General features: G+C 43.2%; 16 protein-coding genes. 7 read left to right on the top strand and 9 right to left on the bottom strand.

The window, feature by feature from the left end:
- The 7 genes from B4G94_RS05860 to B4G94_RS05890 all read left to right on the top strand — a co-directional run.
- A partial coding sequence (locus B4G94_RS05860) for a hypothetical protein (RefSeq protein WP_286857687.1) occupies positions 1 to 1,289 on the top strand: 1,289 nt, incomplete at its 5' end.
- Between the two features lie 342 nt (positions 1,290 to 1,631).
- A complete protein-coding gene (locus tag B4G94_RS05865) occupies positions 1,632 to 2,327 on the top strand; it encodes a hypothetical protein (protein WP_286857688.1) in 696 nt (231 codons plus the stop codon).
- 112 nt (positions 2,328 to 2,439) lie between these two features.
- Positions 2,440 to 2,793 carry a hypothetical protein gene (locus tag B4G94_RS05870; RefSeq protein WP_286857690.1) on the top strand — a complete coding sequence of 118 codons (354 nt, stop codon included), beginning with the start codon at positions 2,440 to 2,442 and terminating at the stop codon, positions 2,791 to 2,793.
- A gap of 78 nt (positions 2,794 to 2,871) precedes the next feature.
- Positions 2,872 to 3,432 (top strand): Crp/Fnr family transcriptional regulator, encoded by a 561-nt coding sequence (locus B4G94_RS05875; protein WP_165305969.1) that lies wholly within the window; start codon positions 2,872 to 2,874, stop codon positions 3,430 to 3,432.
- An 84-nt stretch (positions 3,433 to 3,516) separates the two neighbouring features.
- The gene (locus B4G94_RS05880) at positions 3,517 to 3,849 is read left to right on the top strand and encodes a hypothetical protein (protein WP_108632731.1); all 333 of its coding nucleotides are present in this window, start codon (positions 3,517 to 3,519) and stop codon (positions 3,847 to 3,849) included.
- A 179-nt stretch (positions 3,850 to 4,028) separates the two neighbouring features.
- Entirely contained in the window at positions 4,029 to 4,967 is a 939-nt protein-coding gene (locus tag B4G94_RS05885; RefSeq protein ID WP_286857694.1) for a proline dehydrogenase family protein, read from the top strand.
- Positions 4,968 to 5,011: 44 nt separating this feature from the next.
- Complete coding sequence (locus tag B4G94_RS05890) at positions 5,012 to 5,794, top strand: NIPSNAP family protein (RefSeq protein WP_286857696.1); 783 nt, start codon at positions 5,012 to 5,014, stop codon at positions 5,792 to 5,794.
- Positions 5,795 to 5,945: 151 nt separating this feature from the next.
- Here the strand turns inward: B4G94_RS05890 and B4G94_RS05895 are convergent, their stop codons facing one another.
- The 9 genes from B4G94_RS05895 to B4G94_RS05935 form a co-directional block, all read right to left on the bottom strand.
- A complete protein-coding gene (locus B4G94_RS05895) occupies positions 5,946 to 6,962 on the bottom strand; it encodes an alpha/beta hydrolase (RefSeq protein ID WP_286857697.1) in 1,017 nt (338 codons plus the stop codon).
- Positions 6,946 to 7,980 carry a pectinesterase family protein gene (locus B4G94_RS05900; protein ID WP_286857699.1) on the bottom strand — a complete coding sequence of 345 codons (1,035 nt, stop codon included), beginning with the start codon at positions 7,978 to 7,980 and terminating at the stop codon, positions 6,946 to 6,948. The genes B4G94_RS05895 and B4G94_RS05900 overlap by 17 nt, the downstream gene beginning before the upstream one ends.
- A 118-nt stretch (positions 7,981 to 8,098) precedes the next feature.
- On the bottom strand, positions 8,099 to 9,745 hold the full coding sequence (locus tag B4G94_RS05905) for a glycoside hydrolase 43 family protein (protein WP_286857701.1): 1,647 nt from the start codon (positions 9,743 to 9,745) through the stop codon (positions 8,099 to 8,101).
- 243 nt (positions 9,746 to 9,988) lie between these two features.
- A complete protein-coding gene (locus B4G94_RS05910) occupies positions 9,989 to 12,451 on the bottom strand; it encodes a glycoside hydrolase family 95 protein (protein WP_286857702.1) in 2,463 nt (820 codons plus the stop codon).
- A 9-nt stretch (positions 12,452 to 12,460) separates the two neighbouring features.
- Positions 12,461 to 13,369 (bottom strand): alpha/beta hydrolase, encoded by a 909-nt coding sequence (locus B4G94_RS05915; RefSeq protein WP_286857703.1) that lies wholly within the window; start codon positions 13,367 to 13,369, stop codon positions 12,461 to 12,463.
- 77 nt (positions 13,370 to 13,446) lie between these two features.
- A complete protein-coding gene (locus tag B4G94_RS05920) occupies positions 13,447 to 15,108 on the bottom strand; it encodes a glycoside hydrolase family 28 protein (RefSeq protein ID WP_286857704.1) in 1,662 nt (553 codons plus the stop codon).
- 47 nt (positions 15,109 to 15,155) lie between these two features.
- Entirely contained in the window at positions 15,156 to 16,628 is a 1,473-nt protein-coding gene (locus B4G94_RS05925; RefSeq protein ID WP_286857705.1) for a pectate lyase family protein, read from the bottom strand.
- Positions 16,629 to 16,719: 91 nt separating this feature from the next.
- The gene (locus B4G94_RS05930) at positions 16,720 to 18,339 is read right to left on the bottom strand and encodes a DUF5123 domain-containing protein (protein WP_286857707.1); all 1,620 of its coding nucleotides are present in this window, start codon (positions 18,337 to 18,339) and stop codon (positions 16,720 to 16,722) included.
- Between the two features lie 18 nt (positions 18,340 to 18,357).
- The gene (locus B4G94_RS05935) at positions 18,358 to 20,382 is read right to left on the bottom strand and encodes a RagB/SusD family nutrient uptake outer membrane protein (RefSeq protein WP_108632740.1); all 2,025 of its coding nucleotides are present in this window, start codon (positions 20,380 to 20,382) and stop codon (positions 18,358 to 18,360) included.
- Positions 20,383 to 20,386: the final 4 nt, after the last annotated feature.

Below are 20,386 nucleotides of genomic sequence, written 5' to 3' on the forward strand. Positions count from 1 at the left end.
ATACCTTTGTGATCTATTCATTGGGGTCTACGACTACTGCCCCTCCTGCTGCTCCAACAACAAACCTATATACGGCAGGTCAGGTGAATTTCGCTTTTGCAAACTATACTGAAAATGGAGCGGACTTCATGTATGCCATCGAAAAAGATGTCACCATACTCGGCAACAATACCCCGACTCCGTTGACGACACCATTGCAGCACATGTTTACCCGTGTGACCCTGCTTGTCGACAACAGCGATGCAACAGGTACATTTGGTACCGCAAACTATGTAAAAGGAGGTTACCTTTCGGAGGTTCCGGTACAAGCGGAATGGGTTTCACCTTTCGCTAACCCAACTGTCGATCTGAGTACCGGTGAAACCCTATCCGCTACCAATGCGATAAATGTACCCCCTGTTTCAAATCTAAATGCAACAGCACGGACTTTTATCGTCAACCAGAGTCAGTCGACCAATTTTTCAATTGCATTAACAATACCAAGCGGTCAGATCAAAATCGGTCATGATGTCAATGCGCAAGCGGTAAACTTTAATTTTTCAAATGCGGGTCTAGGCTTAAAACCGGGCTTTTCCTACACCATGAAATTACGTTTCAACAGCGACCGCTTTGTCAATGCGTCCAATGTCACCAGAAGCGCTACTGCTGCTGACGCACGCTATGCTGTCATCGCCGGTTATCGTTGGGACCGCTATAACCTTGGTGTGGTCGATGTAAACCCTGCAACAAATAATCCTGATGCCGTTCCTTCCGTACAGGCACTATATGGTAATTACTACCAATGGGGCCGTCAGGCTGCAGTGGCAAATGCTTACAGTGGCGATGGCGCTATCGCGGGATGGAATACAACACCTGCTCCGGACGGTTCATGGAATAATGGTACCGCAGCTGCTCCTGTGAAAGCAACATTGGATCCATGTGGTACAGGAGATAGAGTACCTAGTCAAGCTGAATATACCCGTCTAGGAACTTATACCCGCCATACCTCGATTGGAAACTGGACTACTTTTACTGGTAACATTACAGTTGGATTATCTGACTTTACGGCCGCGCATATTATGACCAGTAAAAAAAGCAGTGATATTAAATTAAGCTTTCCTGCAAATGGTCACAGAAACCCGACAACAGGGGCCCAGCTTATCCGCCAAAGCTCCGCAATTTATTGGCTAAACACTGCAGTCGGCGGCAATAATTATGCGTTACAGGGACGTGGATTCCAAAGTTCTTGGGATACATCGAATTATCTTAAAAATGCTGGTTATCCGGTACGTTGTATCCAAGATAAATAAGAGGCTTAAAAATTTTCGTAAGTAGTCATTATATAATCCCTATTTGACTAGAAATTTCCTATTGAAAACATTAGGAATCAAAGCCCGGCTGGTTTATCCAAGCCGGGCTTTTCTTTATATTGTAAACAGATTGTCAACGTGCAAAAACCATTGATGTCTCAATTATCTTTTTGTATATTGGTATGATAATTAAAGAACGGAAAGTGCGATTTAGCATGAGAGCAGTGGAATACAACGGTCTTACATAAATCGGTTTTTTCGATACAGATTTTTAACTTTGTCAAAATCGGATCGTAAATGTTCTAAATATCCTAACCTCCTTAAATTGACACAGACAAAAATATGGAAATAAGAAAACGGGTTGCAAATGAAGTTTCTTTTTTGTTAGATCCCGATAAACTGTGGACGCGTATAGACACAATCATCGGGGAAAATTTCAGAACGCTAAAGGGAGGAGTCTTTATGCTTAACGAAACTCCGTTGGCTGACGCATCTTTGGTGCCTTTTTCTAATTTAAATATAGACAGTAAAAGGATGACCTTCGAAGCGAAAGTTAAAAAGACCGATACGCTATTTGAGATAGATCTGTCAAAAAATATCGCGGCACCCCTTATTGCTAAGTTTATAAAAAAATACAATGAGGATCAATTAAAACTTTCAACAGAACATTTTGATTCGGTTCAGATAAAAATCGACAAGAAATACTTCACCATTCGCATAGAAAACATCAAGGAGGTTGACACTACTATCGATAGTAAAAACTGGTTGATTATAAGCTTCAACATGTCTTGTAATTATGTACAGATAAAAGAACCCAATAAGCCTCAAAAGCGATTTGAAAGTATTAATAACCTAACACTTGATGATATCAAATTGCGTATTGAATGTGATGGAAGAGATGTATGGGCGGACGAGAATTACAATGAAGAAGGATTTAGTTATGAATGGAATTTAGATATTCAACCTGAATTTAGGAAATTAATTACAGGATTGCTCGACATCGGAATCCAATCGCAACGTAGAAATTATAGGGGATAACTCAAAATAATTAACAATCTTCATTTTTATGCAAAAAGCGATTGTTTCAATTTAGTTGTCTGGAAATATTTTAAGTATATTCCAATAATGCTAGGAAAATTAAAATTGTTCTATGAAACGGATAATCATTTTGACTTGTATTTTAGCGCTGATAATTGGATGCACCTCAACTGGTGATAAGAACGAATCTATTAATAGATACTGGGAGGAGCTGACAACTGCGCAATCTAATCAAAAGGAATTAAAGATTCTTGAAGAATTTCGCGTATACCTTAGTAATGAACATATTTCTTACGAAGTATTTGGTGAGCATGGCAAAGATAGCCTCCTAAATTTAATTACCGTTCCCAACAGTTATACCCCCGAAAGCATTACCATGAAATTTTATTACGAAGATAAAATCGATACAAAACATGGATGGAAACCCAAAGATCCGAATAATGCATTCTATTTATTTAACGAGTAATTTAGCATTTTCCAAATTAATGACGAGACGAATTATCCCGGGTCACGGAACCATTGATTTAATGTACATTTGAACCAAATGGAACTCATACCTTATCTACTTACGCAAACAAAATTAAATAGGGCTGAATGTGAAGCCATCGACAACGCTTTTACTAGGAAAACTTTTGCGAAAGGTACCATATTGACACAGCCCGATAATCATCACCAAAATGTTTATTTCATTGAAAAAGGACTATTACGTGCTTTTTATAACTTAGATGGAAAAGATATCACCCATTATTTTTTCAATGAGAGTAATTTCTTGGTATCTTTTGAAAGTGTTTTTTTTAACCGCCCCCATCCCTATGGCAAACAGGCTTTGGAAAAAACCGATTTGCGTATCATCCCTTACAGCAAACTCGATGAGCTCTGTAACTGTATCCCTGCTTTTAGAGACTACCGGCTGCAGGTATCGCTGCAAGTAGTCAGTATGTTATCAGATAAGATTCTTGCATTGCAATTTCAATCTGCCGAACAACGCTATAAAAACCTACTCGACAAATTTCCCGGCATATTGCAAAGAGCTCCCCTGGGACATATTGCATCCTATCTGGGCATTACGCAGCAAACACTAAGCGTGATACGGGCAGGCAAATAAGTGATTCCATTTTTTAAGATATATTAAAAATACTACTGATTATTTTAATTTGCTTTGCAGTATCACATCATTAAATAATAAAATATGAAGAAAATACTGTCATCCCTTGCCATCATGTTCATGACAATGATCAGCATTGCCCAGTCCGCAAACGATAATTTTGTAGGTAAATGGAAAACTGAGGAAGGATTCATTATCAGCATCTCCAATAAAAACGGAAAATTCGTCGGTACCGATCCCAAAGGTCGTCCTACACTCTATAATGTGCGTTTTGAAAAAAATGAATGGAAAGGGACAGTGGAAAATCACGATACGGGTCAAAAGGGCAACTGTGAAATGTACCTGATGGGAAAAAAGCTGAAAATTGTAGCCCATAAAGGCATTTTTTCAAAAACTTTTTATTGGGTTAAACAATAGAAGAGGAAAGTAACATTCCAATAAGAATAATATGTTCGAAAATATGAGTTTTTAAGCGTAAAAGGTTGAAAACAGGTTACCCCATAGCTGGAGAACATATGAATAAATATTAAGCAGTAGATGTTGACACAACATAATTTAATTTATGTATTTTGCATTGTAAATTTTAAGATTGCCAAATGGAACAGTTATTAACAGCCGGTGCTGAAGCACTAAGGAAGGCTGCATTAAATGAAGATGCCAAAGCTTATGTTTTGAATAACGAAGCACTCTATAAGCTGATGAAGAAAGCCGCAGATCGCTATATCGGAGGAGAAAACCTTACGGAAACGCTAAAAAAAGTACAGACTTCAAATGATGAAGGCTTTAAATGTTCGATCGAGTACATGGGGGAAAGCACGCGATCCGTTCAGGAAGCGACTAAAGCGACAGATGAGTTTTTAAATATTTGTAACGCAATAAATCAAAAAAAACTCAATTCAACGATTTCACTCGACCTCTCGCACATTGGACTGGAAATCTCTGAAAACCTCTGTTATGAAAACCTTTCCAAAATATGCGAAATAGCGAATGACAAGGAAGTGATCATCAGCGCTGAGGGGACTGAAAGAACTGACCGGATATTAAAACTCTATCAGAAGGGCTCTAAAGAATTCTCAAATCTTTCCATTACGTTGCAGGCTTACCTCCATCGTACCGCAGATGATTTTGAGGCCATGTGCAAGGAAAGGGGACGTATCCGGATCGTTAAAGGGGCTTTTGAAACAGCCAAAGGTTTATCCCTGCCGAGAGGACAGGAACTCAATGAACGGTATCTCTATTATGTCGAACAGTTGTTTTCAAGAGGTCACCTATGTTCCATCGCAACGCATCATCACGAAATTCAGCAGGAAGTTAAAAAACTTATAGACCGACTAGGTCCTAAAAAGGAATCGTATGAATTTGAAAGTTTATTTGGTATCCAAACAGAACAGTTGGCCCAATTGAGAAATGAGGGTTATCCCACAAAACTGTATTTCGTGTATGGTCAGGAATGGTACCTATACCTCTGCAACAGATTGGCCGAATATCCGTTAAATTTATTCAGAGCACTACAGGATATTGTTGAAGCAAATTGACGTTTGGCGATAATAATCTAAATCTATAAAACTAAATATTACACATGGTCAGATCTATGAATCCGGGACATTGGATATTAATCCTATTTATTTTTATCAGTAGTCAATCCAGCTGTTTTGCCCACGCAGCAACTACTTATTTTCAATTGAAAGTTTATCACTTCCAGACCACAGACCAAGAAGAGGTCATCGATCGTTTTCTTGAAAAAGCCTACCTGCCGGCGATGCACAAATTAGGCTTTAAAGAAATTGGTGTTTTCAAACCTATTGACAATAAGGATAAAGCAGATAAATTGGTTTATGTATTCAGTTCATCGCCAAATCTTGAAAAATATGCAAGTCTTGATCTAGATATTTTAAAAGATAAACGGTATTTAGAGTCGGGAAAGGAGTACTTGGATGCCGCACATAACCACCCGCCATATGCTAGGATTGAAACGATTTTGATGAAAGCCTTTGACGGGATGCCATTGCTTTCCCTTCCAAAATTAAGCACCGATAAAAGTGAACGTGTTTACGAATTGAGGAGCTATGAAGGTCCAACGGAAAAGTTAGCTGCAAATAAAATTTCCATGTTTAATAATGGTGAGATCGATATCTTCAAAAAACTAAATTTTAATGCCGTTTTTTATGGTCAAGTTATTGCAGGGAGTACAATGCCTAATTTAATTTATTTGACGACTTTCGAAAACATGACAGAACGTGAAGCACATTGGAAAGCTTTTGGACCTTTGTATAAACCAATGGCTGAGCTGCCGCAATACCAGAATAATGTTTCTAAAAACGTAACTATCCTTTGTAGGCCAACAGATTATTCAGATATATAACAAAACGTAGGGACTGTCCTTTGAAAAATTGGCCAGTCCTTTCGAACGAATGCTAAGCATAAATAATGACTTAGGCATGGACAAAGGCAACCTAACAAGTGAAGCGAAACTCAGCTAACTCACTATATCCCAGTAAAATAGCTTTACTTTTTTAATGGACTTTTTCTTTTAACTGTATGTGCTTCAAAAACTGGTCGATCATGTCGACACAGCGATCTACCCAAGGGTGAAAAAGCCAAAAGGGATGTACATTTACATCAATGCAATGCACTTCATGGGGCGTTCCCCAGCGCTTCAGCATGCCGACGAGTTCATCCTGGCCTGCATGAAACCTCGGAAATCCGCTATTGATAAAAAGCATGGGAACCGGCCGGTCCTCTCTGGCCCAGAATATGGGTGATGCTTCCTTCCAGACAAGCGGCTTTTCGGCGAAGGTTCCACCCAACCAAAAGGCATCCGGGGAGTCGGCCTTACGTTCCAGATTGAGCGAAAGGGGGGCCAAGAAGTCTACCACACCATCCAGATCCACAATAGCCTGTACATGCGTACTCGCTTTAGATTCGACCCGGGGTTCAAAACGGTCCACTCCTCCTGTCAATCCGACCAAACTTGCCAATTGCCCTCCTGCTGAACTCCCTGCGACAACGATTCTGCTGCTGTCTATACCATATCGTTCAGCATGTTCTTTGACCCATATAATCGCCGATTTGATGTTGAGTACCGCTTGAGGGTACTTCGCTTCCAAAGACAATTGATGCTCCACCGGAATACAAACATAGCCTTTTCTAGCCAACAGTTGAGCTATGGGCATATCCATTTCCTTGTGGCCCGAACGCCAGCCACCACCATGGATCCACAGCACTGCGGCACGCTTTAATTTATCATCGGGTCGAATAATATCGAGGTGCAAATCACGTGGCCCAAAATCTGTGTGGGGTAGATACGCATATACGACGTTGCGGATTACCCTGAGCTCCGCTCCTGCGCTGTCCACCGCAGGTCTCGCTTGTGGGTAGTTTTTCTTAATCTGCCGCCATACACGCATGGTATTATACGTCGTATCCCGTGGAATAGCCTTATGCTGTGCCCACACCGTACCACTGTAAAAAAGAAGTATAAAAATAGAACTAAGCCGCCAGTAATGACCTCTATTATTTTTCCATTTCATTGAGCATCAATTTAACGTTCCAATCGTCCATAACTTTATCAAGACTATACATACTGCGTTTATTAGCAGACAGCTGATGGGACCAGGTCACCCGCCGGGCGAGATCCGCCGCACCTGCTCCTTTTGACCCCAGTTCAGCATAGAACACGGTCTTATCCTTATCAGGAAACATCTTGTCGCCCTTCCATTCATTCCAGCCCTCAGGCACAATATGGTTCCCCAAATGGCAATCGACAAGTACCGTCTTGGCATAAGGTCGCCATGGCCGCCCCAAAAACACCTTATTGACAGATTCGTCAGCGGCCACAAAATCACAGCGATCAAATACATAACCATAACGTTGTCCCTGCGCTGTGGAAGCTGCGGTGACATACGAATTTCGCAATGAGATCAGCTTACATGCCGCAAAAAAAGCGGTCCCGGGACCAAAAATAAAATCTGTTGTCCCGCTGATATTACAATTGGAAAAATAACTCCTGCCACTGCTTTTTCCAAGGTACAAAGTGTCCTGAAAGCCCATAAGATGACAGTTTACTAAGGCGATCTGGTCACCTTCCAAGTGCAGGGCCACAGCCTGGCCTACAGGTCCGGCAGCATTTTCAATGGTCAAATCCTTAATGAGTACCCTGTTGGCACGCACCAGCAGGGTATAACTGCTGAACGTTCCAAGCTTCGTCTGCCCTGTCTCATCTGGACAGCTGGCGACCTTACCAGCATAATCATCAAAGACAATCTTCGTACTGACAGCATCCTCACCCACCAGCTGAATATTTTCCAGGTAAGCGGGAATGACCACTTTCTCATGGTAGGTCCCTTTACGGATCCAAATCCGGACAGCATAATGCCCCCGAAAAGCTCGCACCGCATTAACTGCAGCCTGTATGCTTGTAAAGTCTCCTTTCCCTTGTTGGTCTACAGTAATCACTTCCGGACTGGCTGCCCGTAATTCCGAACCCAATAACAGCAGGCTGACAAGTAGGTAGGCTGCCAAGACTTTTATCATATCTATTCTTTTCATAATCAGTAAATAATTATATTATTTAACTCGTTTAGTTACATAAAAAACGTGGTTCATAAATCAACGTATTGCAGTAATTTCATGGCTTTTTAATCGTAACAGCATGGCCCAAACTGTTTTATTTCTCTATGCGAAACCAGTCCACTTCTGCATAGCCACTATCATTGATATGCTTCTCGCGGCTGGCATAAAGTCCTAATGTGGCGCCGATCCATTTGCCCGGTTTTGCCTGGAAGCCATTTTCCACGACTGTATATTTTTTACCATCCAAGCTATAAGCCCAACTGCAGGTCTTTCCATTTTTGACTTGTACACGAAGGTAGACAAAGTCTTCCGGCAGCGTACCTATGAGCCTGACCTGCTCTTCGGTCCCGGAATAGGCCCCTGTACAGCTGCCATAATAAAGTTGGAAACTGCCCTTTTCCTTGCGGATAAACAATTGGCTATAAGCTTCTCCCACCACCACAAGACCGGCTTTTTCACCTAGATCCTTTTCATTGGGGCGTAGCCGTATTTTTGTTGTCGCAGTGAAATCATCGCCCGGAAATTTCTGCGTGAGTATATTGGGGGCTGCCATCAGATTCGTACTTCCTTCAGGGAGCTGTTGGCTATAAAGCCGAAGCTTTCCGTCTTGGGAGGGCATAAGCCAAGTACCGTCCGGATTGGCCTGCCATTGCCACTGTAATCCCAGGTGTGCTGTATCAAACTCGTCTGACTCCTGCGGGTTGGTCGGGGGATGTACCGAGGTTCCCACATTTGGTTTTTTATAACTCATCACGGGTGTCCCTATTCCATCTCCATCTTTGTCCTCTCCGATGACAGGCCAGTCAGCGTTCCAAACCATAGGTTGTAAATGGACGACACGTCCCATGGCTTCCTTATCCTGAAAGTGGAAGAACCAATCCTCACCAGTAGGTGTATCCACCCAGGCCCCCTGATGGGGTCCATTGACGGTAGACTTATTCTGGGCCATAGCGACCTTGCGTTCATATGGGCCATAGATATTTTTCGAGCGTAGAATCAATTGCCAGCCTGTTGCGACACCACCTGCCGGAGCAAACAAATAATAATACCCATTTCGCTTATATACCTTGGGCCCTTCAATCGTAGGATCCAGTTCATGCCCGTCATAGACAATGGTTCCCCGGTCCAATACACTGTTGCCCTCGGCATTCATCCTGGCTATACCAATCACGCTCTTTAGCCCTGCGCGGCTGCCAGCATAGGCATAGGCCAGATATGCACGCCCATCCTCATCCCAAAAAGGACAGGGATCGATCAGGCCTTTTCCCTCGAATACCAACGTAGGTGCAGACCATGGTCCACGGATATCCTTCGTTCTGATCTGATAGATCCCATAATCCGGATCTGGATAATAAATGTAGAACTCATCGTTGTGATACCGTATCGAAGGTGCCCATACCCCACCACCGTGCTGCACTTTGCTAAACACGGATTCAGGGATCTGCCGCGGCAATGCATGCCCAATAATCGTCCAGTTGATCATATCTTTCGAATGTAAAATCGGTAATCCCGGACTGTGGTTAAAGCTCGATGCGGTCATATAATAATCTTCACCAACACGGATCGCATCCGGGTCAGAATAATCGGCATTGATGATCGGGTTTTTGAATTTTCCATTTCCCAGGTCAGGATTCCACACCTGAGAATGATAATTTTGTCCAAATGTCGATGATGATTCGCCGCAGGCGAGATAAACCACCAATGCGGAATATTTCCAGACATTTCTCCATGTATTTGACATAAATTTTATATATATAGAGTTTACTTCAATTGGTTATTCTATTGCAAAAGGAAGTGAAGCAACCGCTTGCATTAACACTGAAATTAGCATATTTTATTTCTATTGTAAACAATTTTTCACGCAATCGTTCCCGACACAAAAATTCTAGCAAGTGTATTCTTACAAAGTTGATTCCCCATCACATTGTCCATCAATGATTTTCTGTGTGAATTTCATGAAACATCGCGCGGTTAACATACCTCGTTATTGCACGGCAAATTCATAGGCCCCACCTTTGCTAGTCGAGATATCATACAGCACCGTCCGAGGAATCTCTAACATCCCTTTTTTTGTTTTTATCAATGGCTTTTTGATTTCATCGACTGCAAAAAAGGCATTTGTATTTTCTCCACTGGCTTTTTGCAGCGGTTTTCCCTGCCAAGAAAGTTGGGTGTTATGACTAACACGGATCCGGCAATTCCCACCTAGGGTTGAGAGCACCTTTAATACGGTCAACTTTCCCTCTTTCCAACTCATATCGATGATAAATCCACCCCGGGCCGCCAAGCCTTTTACCTCCCCACTCGGTAATTCATCAGGCCATGCGGGCAACAAAAATATACTTCCATCATAGGATTGCAACAACATTTCGGCAATGCCTGATGTACAGCCAAAATTGCCATCAATCTGAAAAGGAGGATGAGCATCCAAGAGATTGGGGTATGTTCCCCCGTTTTGTCCCTGCTGTTCTTCAGGAGCTGGACTTAATTGATCTTTGATCAATTTATATGACTGATTACCGTCCAATAATCGAGCCCACCAATTCACTTTCCAGCCCATTGACCAACCTGTTGACTTGTCGCCACGATAGATCAATGAATTTTTGGCTGCCTGGGCGAGATCAGGATTACGAAAAGGTGATATTTGCCCTGACGGAAACAGTCCATACAAATGGGATATATGACGGTGATGATCATTTGTTCTATCCAGATCTTTGAGCCACTCCTGCAGCTGGCCATGCTGCCCTATTTGCATTGGCGGCAACTGCTCCAGGCACCGTCTCACCGAGTCACGTAAAACGGCATCGTCCTCCAGAAAGGTGGATGCATGAATAAAATTGTTAAAGACATCAAATTGTAGCTGGTTATCCATTGTCGTACCTGCCGAGACCCCTACACTCCCCGGTTCATAACTATTTTCCGGACTGATCGAAGGGCTCACAACCAACCATTTTCCAGAAGGATCCTTCGTTAAAACATCCAGGTAAAATAAGGCTGCCCCCTTCAGCACATCGTAGTAATCTCTCAAAAACTGCTTATCACCATGATACAGGTAGTGTTGCCAGATGTGTTGACTCAGCCAAGCTCCCCCCATAGGCCACATTCCGTAGAAACCGCCGTCTACGACTCCTGTGATACGCCATAGATCGGTGTTATGATGGGCATTCCATCCTCGGGCCCGGTACATTTCCCGAGCGCTCTCCTGTCCGGTAATTGACAGGTCCTTTAACATGCTAAAAAGTGGTTCATGCATTTCGCTCAGATTCCCAACCTCCGCAGGCCAATAGTTCATCTCAGTATTGATATTTATAGTATATTTACTATCCCAGGGCGGAGAAAGTTTAGCATTCCAAATTCCCTGTAAGTTGGCGGGTTGCCCTCCGGGTTGTGAAGATGAAATAAGCAAATAACGGCCAAACTGAAAATAAAGAGCAACCAGCTGCGGATCAAAGTTTGTCGCAAACTCGCGGATACGTACATCTGTTGTTTTTTTGGCCTGCGCATTGTTTCCGAGATCCAATTTAACCCGATTAAAGTACTTTTGGTATTTCCTCACATGATTTTCTACTGCTTTTGCATAACTGATTCTCTTGGCTTGTTCAAAAACCCGGGTCGCTTTTTGTTCAGGGTTGATGGAGAGATCATGGTAATTTTTAAAATTTGTCCCAATAGATACGTAAAGTATTACTTCGTCTGCATCTTTAATGATAATTTGTCGGTCAAGATGGTTAATTTGGCCACCTTTAACCTGCGGATAAACAAATCCATAGAAAGCCACCTGCCCTTCTTTGGCATCAACTTGCCCTCCTTTTCCACGGAGAAAAAGTGCTCCATTCTTTTGACCAATGCGGGCATCCTGATGGGGACTCTTCCAGTTTAGATCCATCGAAATACTTTTCTCCTTATCGGCAGTGATACGGATTAATAGCACACTATCAACTAGCGAGGTAAACATTTCTCTACGGTAGTTGACACCATCGACATTATAAGAAACAGTCGCTATTGCTTTATTCAAATTCAGCTCCCGTTGATAATGGACCGGGCTATGATGTGCCGGAAATCCCAAATGCAGGCTCCCGAAAGTCTGATAGGGCATCCCATAATCAAGTCCTTCGGGTGCTGCCCGGGGAAATGCTTGATTTGACAGTGCTTGTGCCTCTTTGTTCTTACCTTCTGTGAGGAGCTGCCGGATCTTCACAATATCATTGTATTTGCCTTTAGGTACATTATTTCCAGGTCGCCCGGCCCAGATCGTCTCCTCATTCAGCTGGATCTCCTCTTTGTCAACTCCACCATATACCATGGCGCCGATGCGGCCATTTCCCAAAGGTAATGCTTCATTCCAGTTTGCAGCTGCTTTATCGTAAGTCAATTTCAATTCTTGGGATGCCCCGAACTGCCAGGACAAGAATAGGACAATAGAAAAAATAGGGTGTTTTATCTTCATATCGCTAGATTATGGTTTGATCATTTGAATTTCTTGTAGCCAAGCCACACATATCTCGGGCCAAATAGCGGTAGATCCCGGATTGTTGACGAGTGCGATGGCATGCCCTCCCTGTGGAAAGATGTGTAGTGTGGCTGGTATATGATGAGCTTGTAAAGCTTGATAATAGAGTAAGCTATTTTGCACCGAAACGGTCTTATCATTTTGGGCGTGAACCAAAAATGTAGGCGGTGTTGTGCCGGTCACTTGCTTCTGTATGCTGAACAGTTCTTTTTTAGATGGATCGTCAACTGTTCCCAAGAGATTTTCCACACTCCCGCGATGTGCAAAATCGCCCTCCATCGTAATGACCGGCGACACCAATATACTGAAATTGGGTTTACTGCTTAACTGATCTATACTATCGCCCAAAGTCTGGACAGGCTGTTCGATGCTTGCTAAGGATGCTGCCAGATGCCCGCCCGCCGAACTACCCATTACCCCAACACGATCGGGATCCAAATGCCAGTCAGCGGCTTTAGCGCGGATTAACCGGATGGCCCGTTGTGCATCCTGCAGGGGTGCCAGTGACCTATTGATCAAATCAGGTGAGTGTGGCAAGCGATGGATCAGTACAAAGGCATTAATACCAATGGTATTGAACCATTTGGCCAATTGTGTTCCACTGATGATATAAGCCAGTCGGGCATAACCACCACCGGGAATAATCAGTACGGAACTTCCTGAATTTTCTTCCTTGGAAACAAGAAAAGGAATAATTCGTGGTTCACCGACCTGATAAACACGTTCGTTCGTTATACTATCCGACAGCTTTTGCCCCTTGCTATTGGGCTTTACTTTCCCATACAATGGTATCGGCTCTTGAGCAGATGCCAGGAGAAATACCAAAGACAATAAAATCGTCAGCAACTTTTTCATATGTATTCAGATTTAAGTCTACAGCCCAATGATAAGTGCTCCCATTCACTGTGCCAACTGTTTAACATTTTCATACGTCAATTGATTTTAACAGCATTCGTCTTTGCGCCGTGGTTAAAGTTCAACTTTCTTTTATCGATGTTCGATTGATTAAAAATAATATTGGAAGCATGCGGCCCATTTACCTCCACTTGGGGAGACTGGTTTCCGTCAAAACGCAAATCCTCAAATCGTAGGTCAGCGGCGTTTTCAATATAAATGATTGCACTTTCATCATTTTTTGAATGTAGAAACGCATTTTTCAGCGTAATATCTGCTGCGTCTTTCAACTCAACTGCCTTGTTGGCCGTTATATTTAAATTCACCATGCTTATCTGCCGTACCGGCATCTCCGGCAAACCCCGAACAAAGATTCCTACTTGAGCTCCCCTGCACGTAATCCCATCTATAGCAATATTCCGAAATTGGGGTGTTTCGACAGTTACCGGCGGAACTTGTTGTACTTCATTTGCCTGAGGCGGTTTTGTCCAATAGTACATATCAAAATATATAGCTTCCTGTACAATATTATTCATATTGATATTGCGGATATGGATATTCTCCACAATCCCGCCACGGCCCCGTGTGGTCTTGAAACGAAGTCCTTTGTCCGTCCCCATAAAGGTGCAGTTCTCGACAAAAATATCCCGTGCACCGCCAGACATCTCACTACCTACCACAAAACCGCCATGCCCCTTGTACACTTTATTATGTCGTATAATTACCCGCTCGGTTGCTATTCCCCGTTTGCGACCTTCTTCATCTTTACCTGATTTTATGCAGATCGCATCGTCACCTACGTCCAAAATACAATGTTCGATCAGCACATTGGCACAGGATTCAACGTCAATACCATCACCGTTCTGGGCATAATCCGGATTTTTGATTTTCACACCCCGTATGGTGAGATGCTGTGTCATGACCGGATGCAAATTCCAAGCTGGCGAATTTTGAAAGGTAACACCCTCAAGCAGCACTTTTTTACACTTAGTCAAAACAAGCAAATTAGGCCTTAAATAGTCTTTGATCGCTTCAAAATCAGCCAATGTTTTGCCATCTGCCAACAGGACGGACCGTTTTTCCTCATGTGCAAGCCTAGTCTTTGCACTTGGGTACCAAGTTTTACCGTCTGCACTGACCAATCCGCCAGACGCAACTTTGGCTTTCCATTCGCTTTCAGTCAATGCACCTTTACCGACCATTCGCCAGGCATCTCCATTGCCATCTATGATCCCCTTTCCTGTTATGCCGACATTCTCAAGCTCCGTACCACTTATCGGAGATTGATTCCGTGCCGACGCTTTCCCTTCGTAATTACCGGCTACGATTTTATACTCGTCAAAATCAGCTGTAAACTGTAGAAACGCATTTTCATCCAAATGCAAGTTTACATTGCTTTTTAGCGTTATCGGTCCCGAGAGCCAATAGCCTGCTGGCACCACAACGACACCACCACCACTTTTGCTACTGGCAGAAATTGCTTCGTTTATACTCTTTGTATTTAAAGTATAACCGTCCCCTTTTGCGCCAAATTTCTCGATATTGAGTGTGTCCTTTCGAAATTGAGGCAGTTCCACTTCGGGGAGGTTATTCCAATGGTATGGGCTTTCTACTGACTGAGCCTGTATCTGACTGCATATTCCGAGCATCATGCATAAACTCACTATCACCAAGCCATTTTTTTCGATTTTCTTAACCATCTATTTTTATTTTATTAATTCTATTACACGATTGTCCCATAAAGCATTTAGATCTGCCCTTCCGTAATGGGAAGCACCAGTCCATTGAGATATTCTTCCAAATAAGTATAGCCTGCTACATTCAGGTCCTTGGCTTTTTTGCCGGGATAATGCTTCTCAAGCCAACCATCTGGTATACCGTCCCGGTCACTATCCTGAACGGCAACGCCGGCTGACAAAATTGGCCATGCGCCAGACGAATTAGCTGGATCTGGATTTGTATCCTGCTGTGAGTCCAACAAACCTTTGCGCGGGTACTGTAAACTTTTCCATTTTCCTCCTTCGCCGTTATGAATGCTCTTGCCCCGAAAAGTAGCGGTCCCTTTACGTGTTTCGGTGATGATCCGCTGATCTACGGCATCACGTACATAGCAGTTTCCGCCGTAGGTCAATACTTTCTCATAGGCGGTCTGTGCATCATGGGTACGAATAGTTCCCTGCACAGGTATCTCCTTGTCCAATCTGATTCCCGCTTGTGTTTGCTCGCCCACGATACGCACCCCTTGCCAATTATCTGAAGAAATCCTGGGGTTGTGAGCCAGTAGATTTCCATTCACAAAGTATTTCCCCCATACATCTTTGATGCTCGGGAAGGGTTGTTCTTCTGTTTTCGCATTAATAGCTATAATCCTATCCTTTATATTTTTGCCCGTGGCAGGTCCAGGTTTATAAAAGTTATTAACAATGTTAACACACATGGCTTCGCCACCATACGCTCCGTTCCCGTTCCAATTGTATATTACATTATTACGTATATCGGTCGTATCCTGTCCAGCATAGCGTGCACCGGGACCCAATCGAGGGGTCCTACTATCATGATGCGCTAAGAGATTATGATGAAAGGTAGCTTGTACCCCACCCCATATCGCGCCATAGCCATGCGGTCCCTTGGAATGCCCCGAGAGACGGAGACTTTCCGAAACAATACACCATTGCATCGTGAAATTTTTATTGTCATAGAAGGAAGCACATTCATCAGTACTCCAACTGATCGAACAATGGTCGACTATGATATGCTGCCTTTGACGGCCTCCAAGGGCATCTGCACCATCAGATTCCCGGCCAGCGAGTTGCAGGTCTCCCATTCGGAAGCGGATGAAACGGATGATCAAATTATCAGCATCAACGGATACAGGATTACCGGCCAACGTGATCCCGCCACCGGGAGCTGATTGCCCTGCTATAGTCAAATTCCCCTTGTCTATTGACAATCGCTGCTGAAGCCATATTGTCCCACCTACCTTAAATAAAATCGTTTTCGCTCCATCTTGCCGAAGACACCAGCGTAACGAACCTTCTTTCGTTTTGGCATCGCCACGGTCTTCGTCAACCAAAGTGTTAACATAATAGACCGCACCGGCACGACCTCCCGTTGTATACATACCACCACCTTCAGCACCAGGAAAAGCTGAAATATGCTGCGCATAGAGTATTGGCCAAGTCATTAGACACAACATCCCACTCCATATTAATTTCTTCATATTCTTTTTTTGCATCTATTTATCCATGACATATATCCAATAGAATCCAGTTTCGGATTCCATGACATATATGTCATGGACTATTGTTTACCTATTCAAACCAACGTGGATCTCCGGCGGTACCGCGTCCACCAAACCCGTTGCCCGCTTTAATGCGGAAGTCTTTATTGGTCGGATCCACAAACAGGTCATCCGCGCTGCCGCTGAAGACGGTGATCTCCGAGAAATCTCTTGATGCTCTTTCTATCTGCAATTCATTTGTCCGATAGCTTCCGGCAAATGAAATTTTGAGACCAAAACTAGCATGATCATAGCTGGTTGCATTTAAACGACCGCCGCCGTTCATCCCTGAAATAATGTTGTTGCTACCGACAAAGGCCAAAGGCAATCGTGCTGTATCAAAGCGTAGCAATTGGGACATGGCCGAATTTTGATTGTAGAAGGTGCAATTCCCAACTACAATTTTTCCAACAGCAACACGGACGTCCATCAACTGCGTCGTCAAATCGGTAAAGGTACTGTTGGTTATGGAGATGGAATCGACACTTGCGGTACTGCCTCCGATATTGACTACACCATATCCGCCAATTTTATCAACCACACAATTGTCAAAATTTATTCCTGCTACAGTAACGGCGTTATTAAGACGAACTACTCCGCTACCATACCTTTCGATATAACAATTTTTAAAAGTGTAAGCAATTACGCTCGCGCCATTTTTATCCTGAGATATTAGAAAAGGGCTTCCGTTGGCATGAATTGAGAGGTTTTCAAACAGCACCTCGCCCAAGATCAAGTCAGTGAACTGTAGTCCCATAAGATTTAACTTGGGCTTATTGCCATTGGCATCTGAGATACCCGTTAAATTTAGGTTACTGATCCCCGCAGGAATCACTACATTAGCCAAATCATACGTTTTGCCCCCAGCAAATACCAACACAATATTGGTTTTTCCACGGGCAATTGCTGAACTGACCAATGTTGGAATATCATCTCCCGGATTTACTGTTATCATTTCACCACCAGCCAGTCCCAAGGTTTTTAATAGCTTTGCACCTCGCTCATTTTGCTCATTAAAAATTGCCACTCGATAGTTTGTACCCGCTTGTAACCCTTCAATTTTGATGTGACCTTCTGCTTTATTGGCCGCGGATAAGGATATTTTCTGCAATTCAGTATTTTTCTCCGCATCAAAAATACTGACATGGGTGACGCGATCTGTCGCAGGCCAGTAGAGTTCAATTTCAGTTACTCCAAGGGTCCATTTGTTGAATAGCTGTTCCGCAGCTGTCTTAAAATACAATTGCAAATAGTTGGATTCATCACCGGTTTCAGTATTTAGTCCCTTCATTCTGACCGAGTAACCCGTCAGTCCCTCCAGATCGTCAAATAAGGTACGGTATTCGACCCGGGCCGGAATAGTGGATGGCGCAAATGGAGTTAATGTATCGGCCAATATTTCCACTGTTTTAACAATTTCAGAAAATTGCAGACTGTCTTTACTGAATTCAAAAATATATTTTTGCGCGGCAACTGTCTGGGTGTAGGCAATCTCCACCGAAGTTGCGCCAACGATACTAGTAGCAAACTTTAAGGACTTAAAGAGCCGTTGATGTGAGGCATCGACTTCCCAATCGTTGGCCTTCTTGCAGCTGAATAGGTTGAAAACCAATGCCAGCGGCATGATGATATTTAAAATTATCTTTTTCATAAAACCATATGTTTGATGTTAGTACCCATAGGCATTACTCAGATAGCCTCTTGCTTCCCGGATATCATCGATATAGATCGGATAAACGTATCGATAATTGCAGACACTATTGCCCATTTTATACTGATTGAGCTGAGCTTGAATTTCGGCACCATATTTCAATGTGGACAGAAATGCTGAATAGTTGTATGTAGCCATCAATCCAGTTCCTGCCAATAGGGCTCTAATCGGCCATATCGTATAATTGTATACTTTGCCTGATTCTGTTTTTTCTGGCTTGGCAGCATCCTGTGGAAACCATCGGACTGATTGATAATCGCCTCCCGGAGCAGCGGGTAAATCACCATAATAATTCAAGGAAGTCCTGTCAATATATTCACCGTCTTTATAACGGAAATATACCGTAGACGGAAATTGAGCAGGCTGATAGCTTTTATCAAATATCTTCACTGGTTTACTATGGTCGTACATGAGGCAAAGCGCCATTTTCATATCTTCAATTTTTTTGTACAGCAATCCCCAACGGATCAGATCTTGTTTGCGGACAGACTCGCCACCAAACTCCCAGGCCCGCTCATTAATCACTGCGTCCAAAAAATTAGCATCATATGATTGTATTTTTGATGATCCTGTACCAAATGCCCTTTCCCTTACCTTTTCCAAGGCCTGTCTTGGTGATATCCCGGCGGCTTGATGTACAGCATTCGGATTTTCCAGCTGACTTTGTGCTTCAGCGTACATGAGATAGACATCTGCATATCGCATCAAGATCCAATTTACTCCAGTAGCAATACGTCCTGTAGCGGTCTTATGCATGGCGAGGTATGCGTTAGACATCCAGTATATCCTCCATTTGCCAAATTTTACATCATTCGGGTTGCTGCTGACTTTCTCTTTATTATCTGCGCCATAGCCGATCCAGGTGAGCGTCACGTCACGCCGTTTATCTTCCCTGTCAAAGGAATAAAAATAATAAGCGGTCGAGGTCACATAGCTCCCCCCGAAGCCCCTTGAACCATACTTTGAGTTTCCGTCTACACCGTAGCCCATCAGCGAACCTATATCACCATTGTTCCCCATACCAAAGGCTACTTCAAATAAGTTCTCATTTGCCACATTTGAACGATTGCCACATACTGAGGACCATATATTCTCAAAATCCGGATCCAAACGATGCGGATTATCCGCAGATCCAATCAATTCAGCAGTCTGTTGGGCTGCAATACGATAATACGCCTTCCAGTTCTGCGGACGTCCTACATAGTAGCCATTGATCTCAGGTATAGTAGGGTGCTTTTCAGCAGTGGAGTTGGGAAAAGTTTTGCTATCCCGGAGCGACCAGCCGCCGGCGAATAATGCTACGCGTGCCAACAAACCTTTTGCAAAACCTTTTGTCACACGTTCTACGGTACCATATTCGCTATTTCCACCTTTATAGGGGAGGTATGACTGCGCTTCTTCTAGATCCTTCACCAAATAATGGTATATTGTATCCTTATCCGATTTTGGTAAATACACATTCGACAGATCAGACTTAGATGCTTCTTTTTTGTAAGGAACATCTCCCCAATAACGGGCTAACTCAAAAAAAGCCAGGGATTTTAATGTCAATGCTTCTCCCAACAGGGGATTCATGGTATTGGCTTCACTGATTAAAATTGGTGATTTGCGTATGCCATCGACTACAGCTGTCGCCATTTCGGCAAACTCAAACAAACGTTGCCATCTTGTTGTAGAATTATTGGCGTGTCCAAAATAATTGCCGGCACCAAAATCATCTGTCTGAGAAATATAGCCGGTCTCACTGAATTGGCCATTAGATTCCGTATCTGAAACTCCCTGCCAGTTAACCGAAAGCTTTTGGCCATAGATATAAGTATCGGTCATTTTCCCATACAACCCCATGACTGCTGCCTTGGTCATCGAACTCGTCTTAAATACAGTTTCTCCGCTCAATGAAGAAGGAGAACTAGTGTCGAGATATTTTTTGCAAGAACTCATACACGCCAGTACGACGACAGCAATAAAGATTATCTTTTTCATTTTC

The organism is Sphingobacterium sp. UBA7625, from assembly GCF_002484085.1.
Lineage (GTDB): Bacteria > Bacteroidota > Bacteroidia > Sphingobacteriales > Sphingobacteriaceae > Sphingobacterium > Sphingobacterium athyrii.

What these genes read in the sequence shown, in the direction of transcription:
- B4G94_RS05865 (WP_286857688.1), top strand. Translation starts at nt 1,632, where the DNA reads ATGGAAATAAGAAAACGGGTTGCAAATGAAGTTTCTTTTTTGTTAGAT.
- B4G94_RS05870 (WP_286857690.1), top strand. Translation starts at nt 2,440, where the DNA reads ATGAAACGGATAATCATTTTGACTTGTATTTTAGCGCTGATAATTGGA.
- B4G94_RS05875 (WP_165305969.1), top strand. Translation starts at nt 2,872, where the DNA reads ATGGAACTCATACCTTATCTACTTACGCAAACAAAATTAAATAGGGCT.
- B4G94_RS05880 (WP_108632731.1), top strand. Translation starts at nt 3,517, where the DNA reads ATGAAGAAAATACTGTCATCCCTTGCCATCATGTTCATGACAATGATC.
- B4G94_RS05885 (WP_286857694.1), top strand. Translation starts at nt 4,029, where the DNA reads ATGGAACAGTTATTAACAGCCGGTGCTGAAGCACTAAGGAAGGCTGCA.
- B4G94_RS05890 (WP_286857696.1), top strand. Translation starts at nt 5,012, where the DNA reads ATGGTCAGATCTATGAATCCGGGACATTGGATATTAATCCTATTTATT.
- B4G94_RS05895 (WP_286857697.1), bottom strand. Translation starts at nt 6,962, where the DNA reads ATGAAATGGAAAAATAATAGAGGTCATTACTGGCGGCTTAGTTCTATT.
- B4G94_RS05900 (WP_286857699.1), bottom strand. Translation starts at nt 7,980, where the DNA reads ATGAAAAGAATAGATATGATAAAAGTCTTGGCAGCCTACCTACTTGTC.
- B4G94_RS05905 (WP_286857701.1), bottom strand. Translation starts at nt 9,745, where the DNA reads ATGTCAAATACATGGAGAAATGTCTGGAAATATTCCGCATTGGTGGTT.
- B4G94_RS05910 (WP_286857702.1), bottom strand. Translation starts at nt 12,451, where the DNA reads ATGAAGATAAAACACCCTATTTTTTCTATTGTCCTATTCTTGTCCTGG.
- B4G94_RS05915 (WP_286857703.1), bottom strand. Translation starts at nt 13,369, where the DNA reads ATGAAAAAGTTGCTGACGATTTTATTGTCTTTGGTATTTCTCCTGGCA.
- B4G94_RS05920 (WP_286857704.1), bottom strand. Translation starts at nt 15,108, where the DNA reads ATGGTTAAGAAAATCGAAAAAAATGGCTTGGTGATAGTGAGTTTATGC.
- B4G94_RS05925 (WP_286857705.1), bottom strand. Translation starts at nt 16,628, where the DNA reads ATGAAGAAATTAATATGGAGTGGGATGTTGTGTCTAATGACTTGGCCA.
- B4G94_RS05930 (WP_286857707.1), bottom strand. Translation starts at nt 18,339, where the DNA reads ATGAAAAAGATAATTTTAAATATCATCATGCCGCTGGCATTGGTTTTC.
- B4G94_RS05935 (WP_108632740.1), bottom strand. Translation starts at nt 20,382, where the DNA reads ATGAAAAAGATAATCTTTATTGCTGTCGTCGTACTGGCGTGTATGAGT.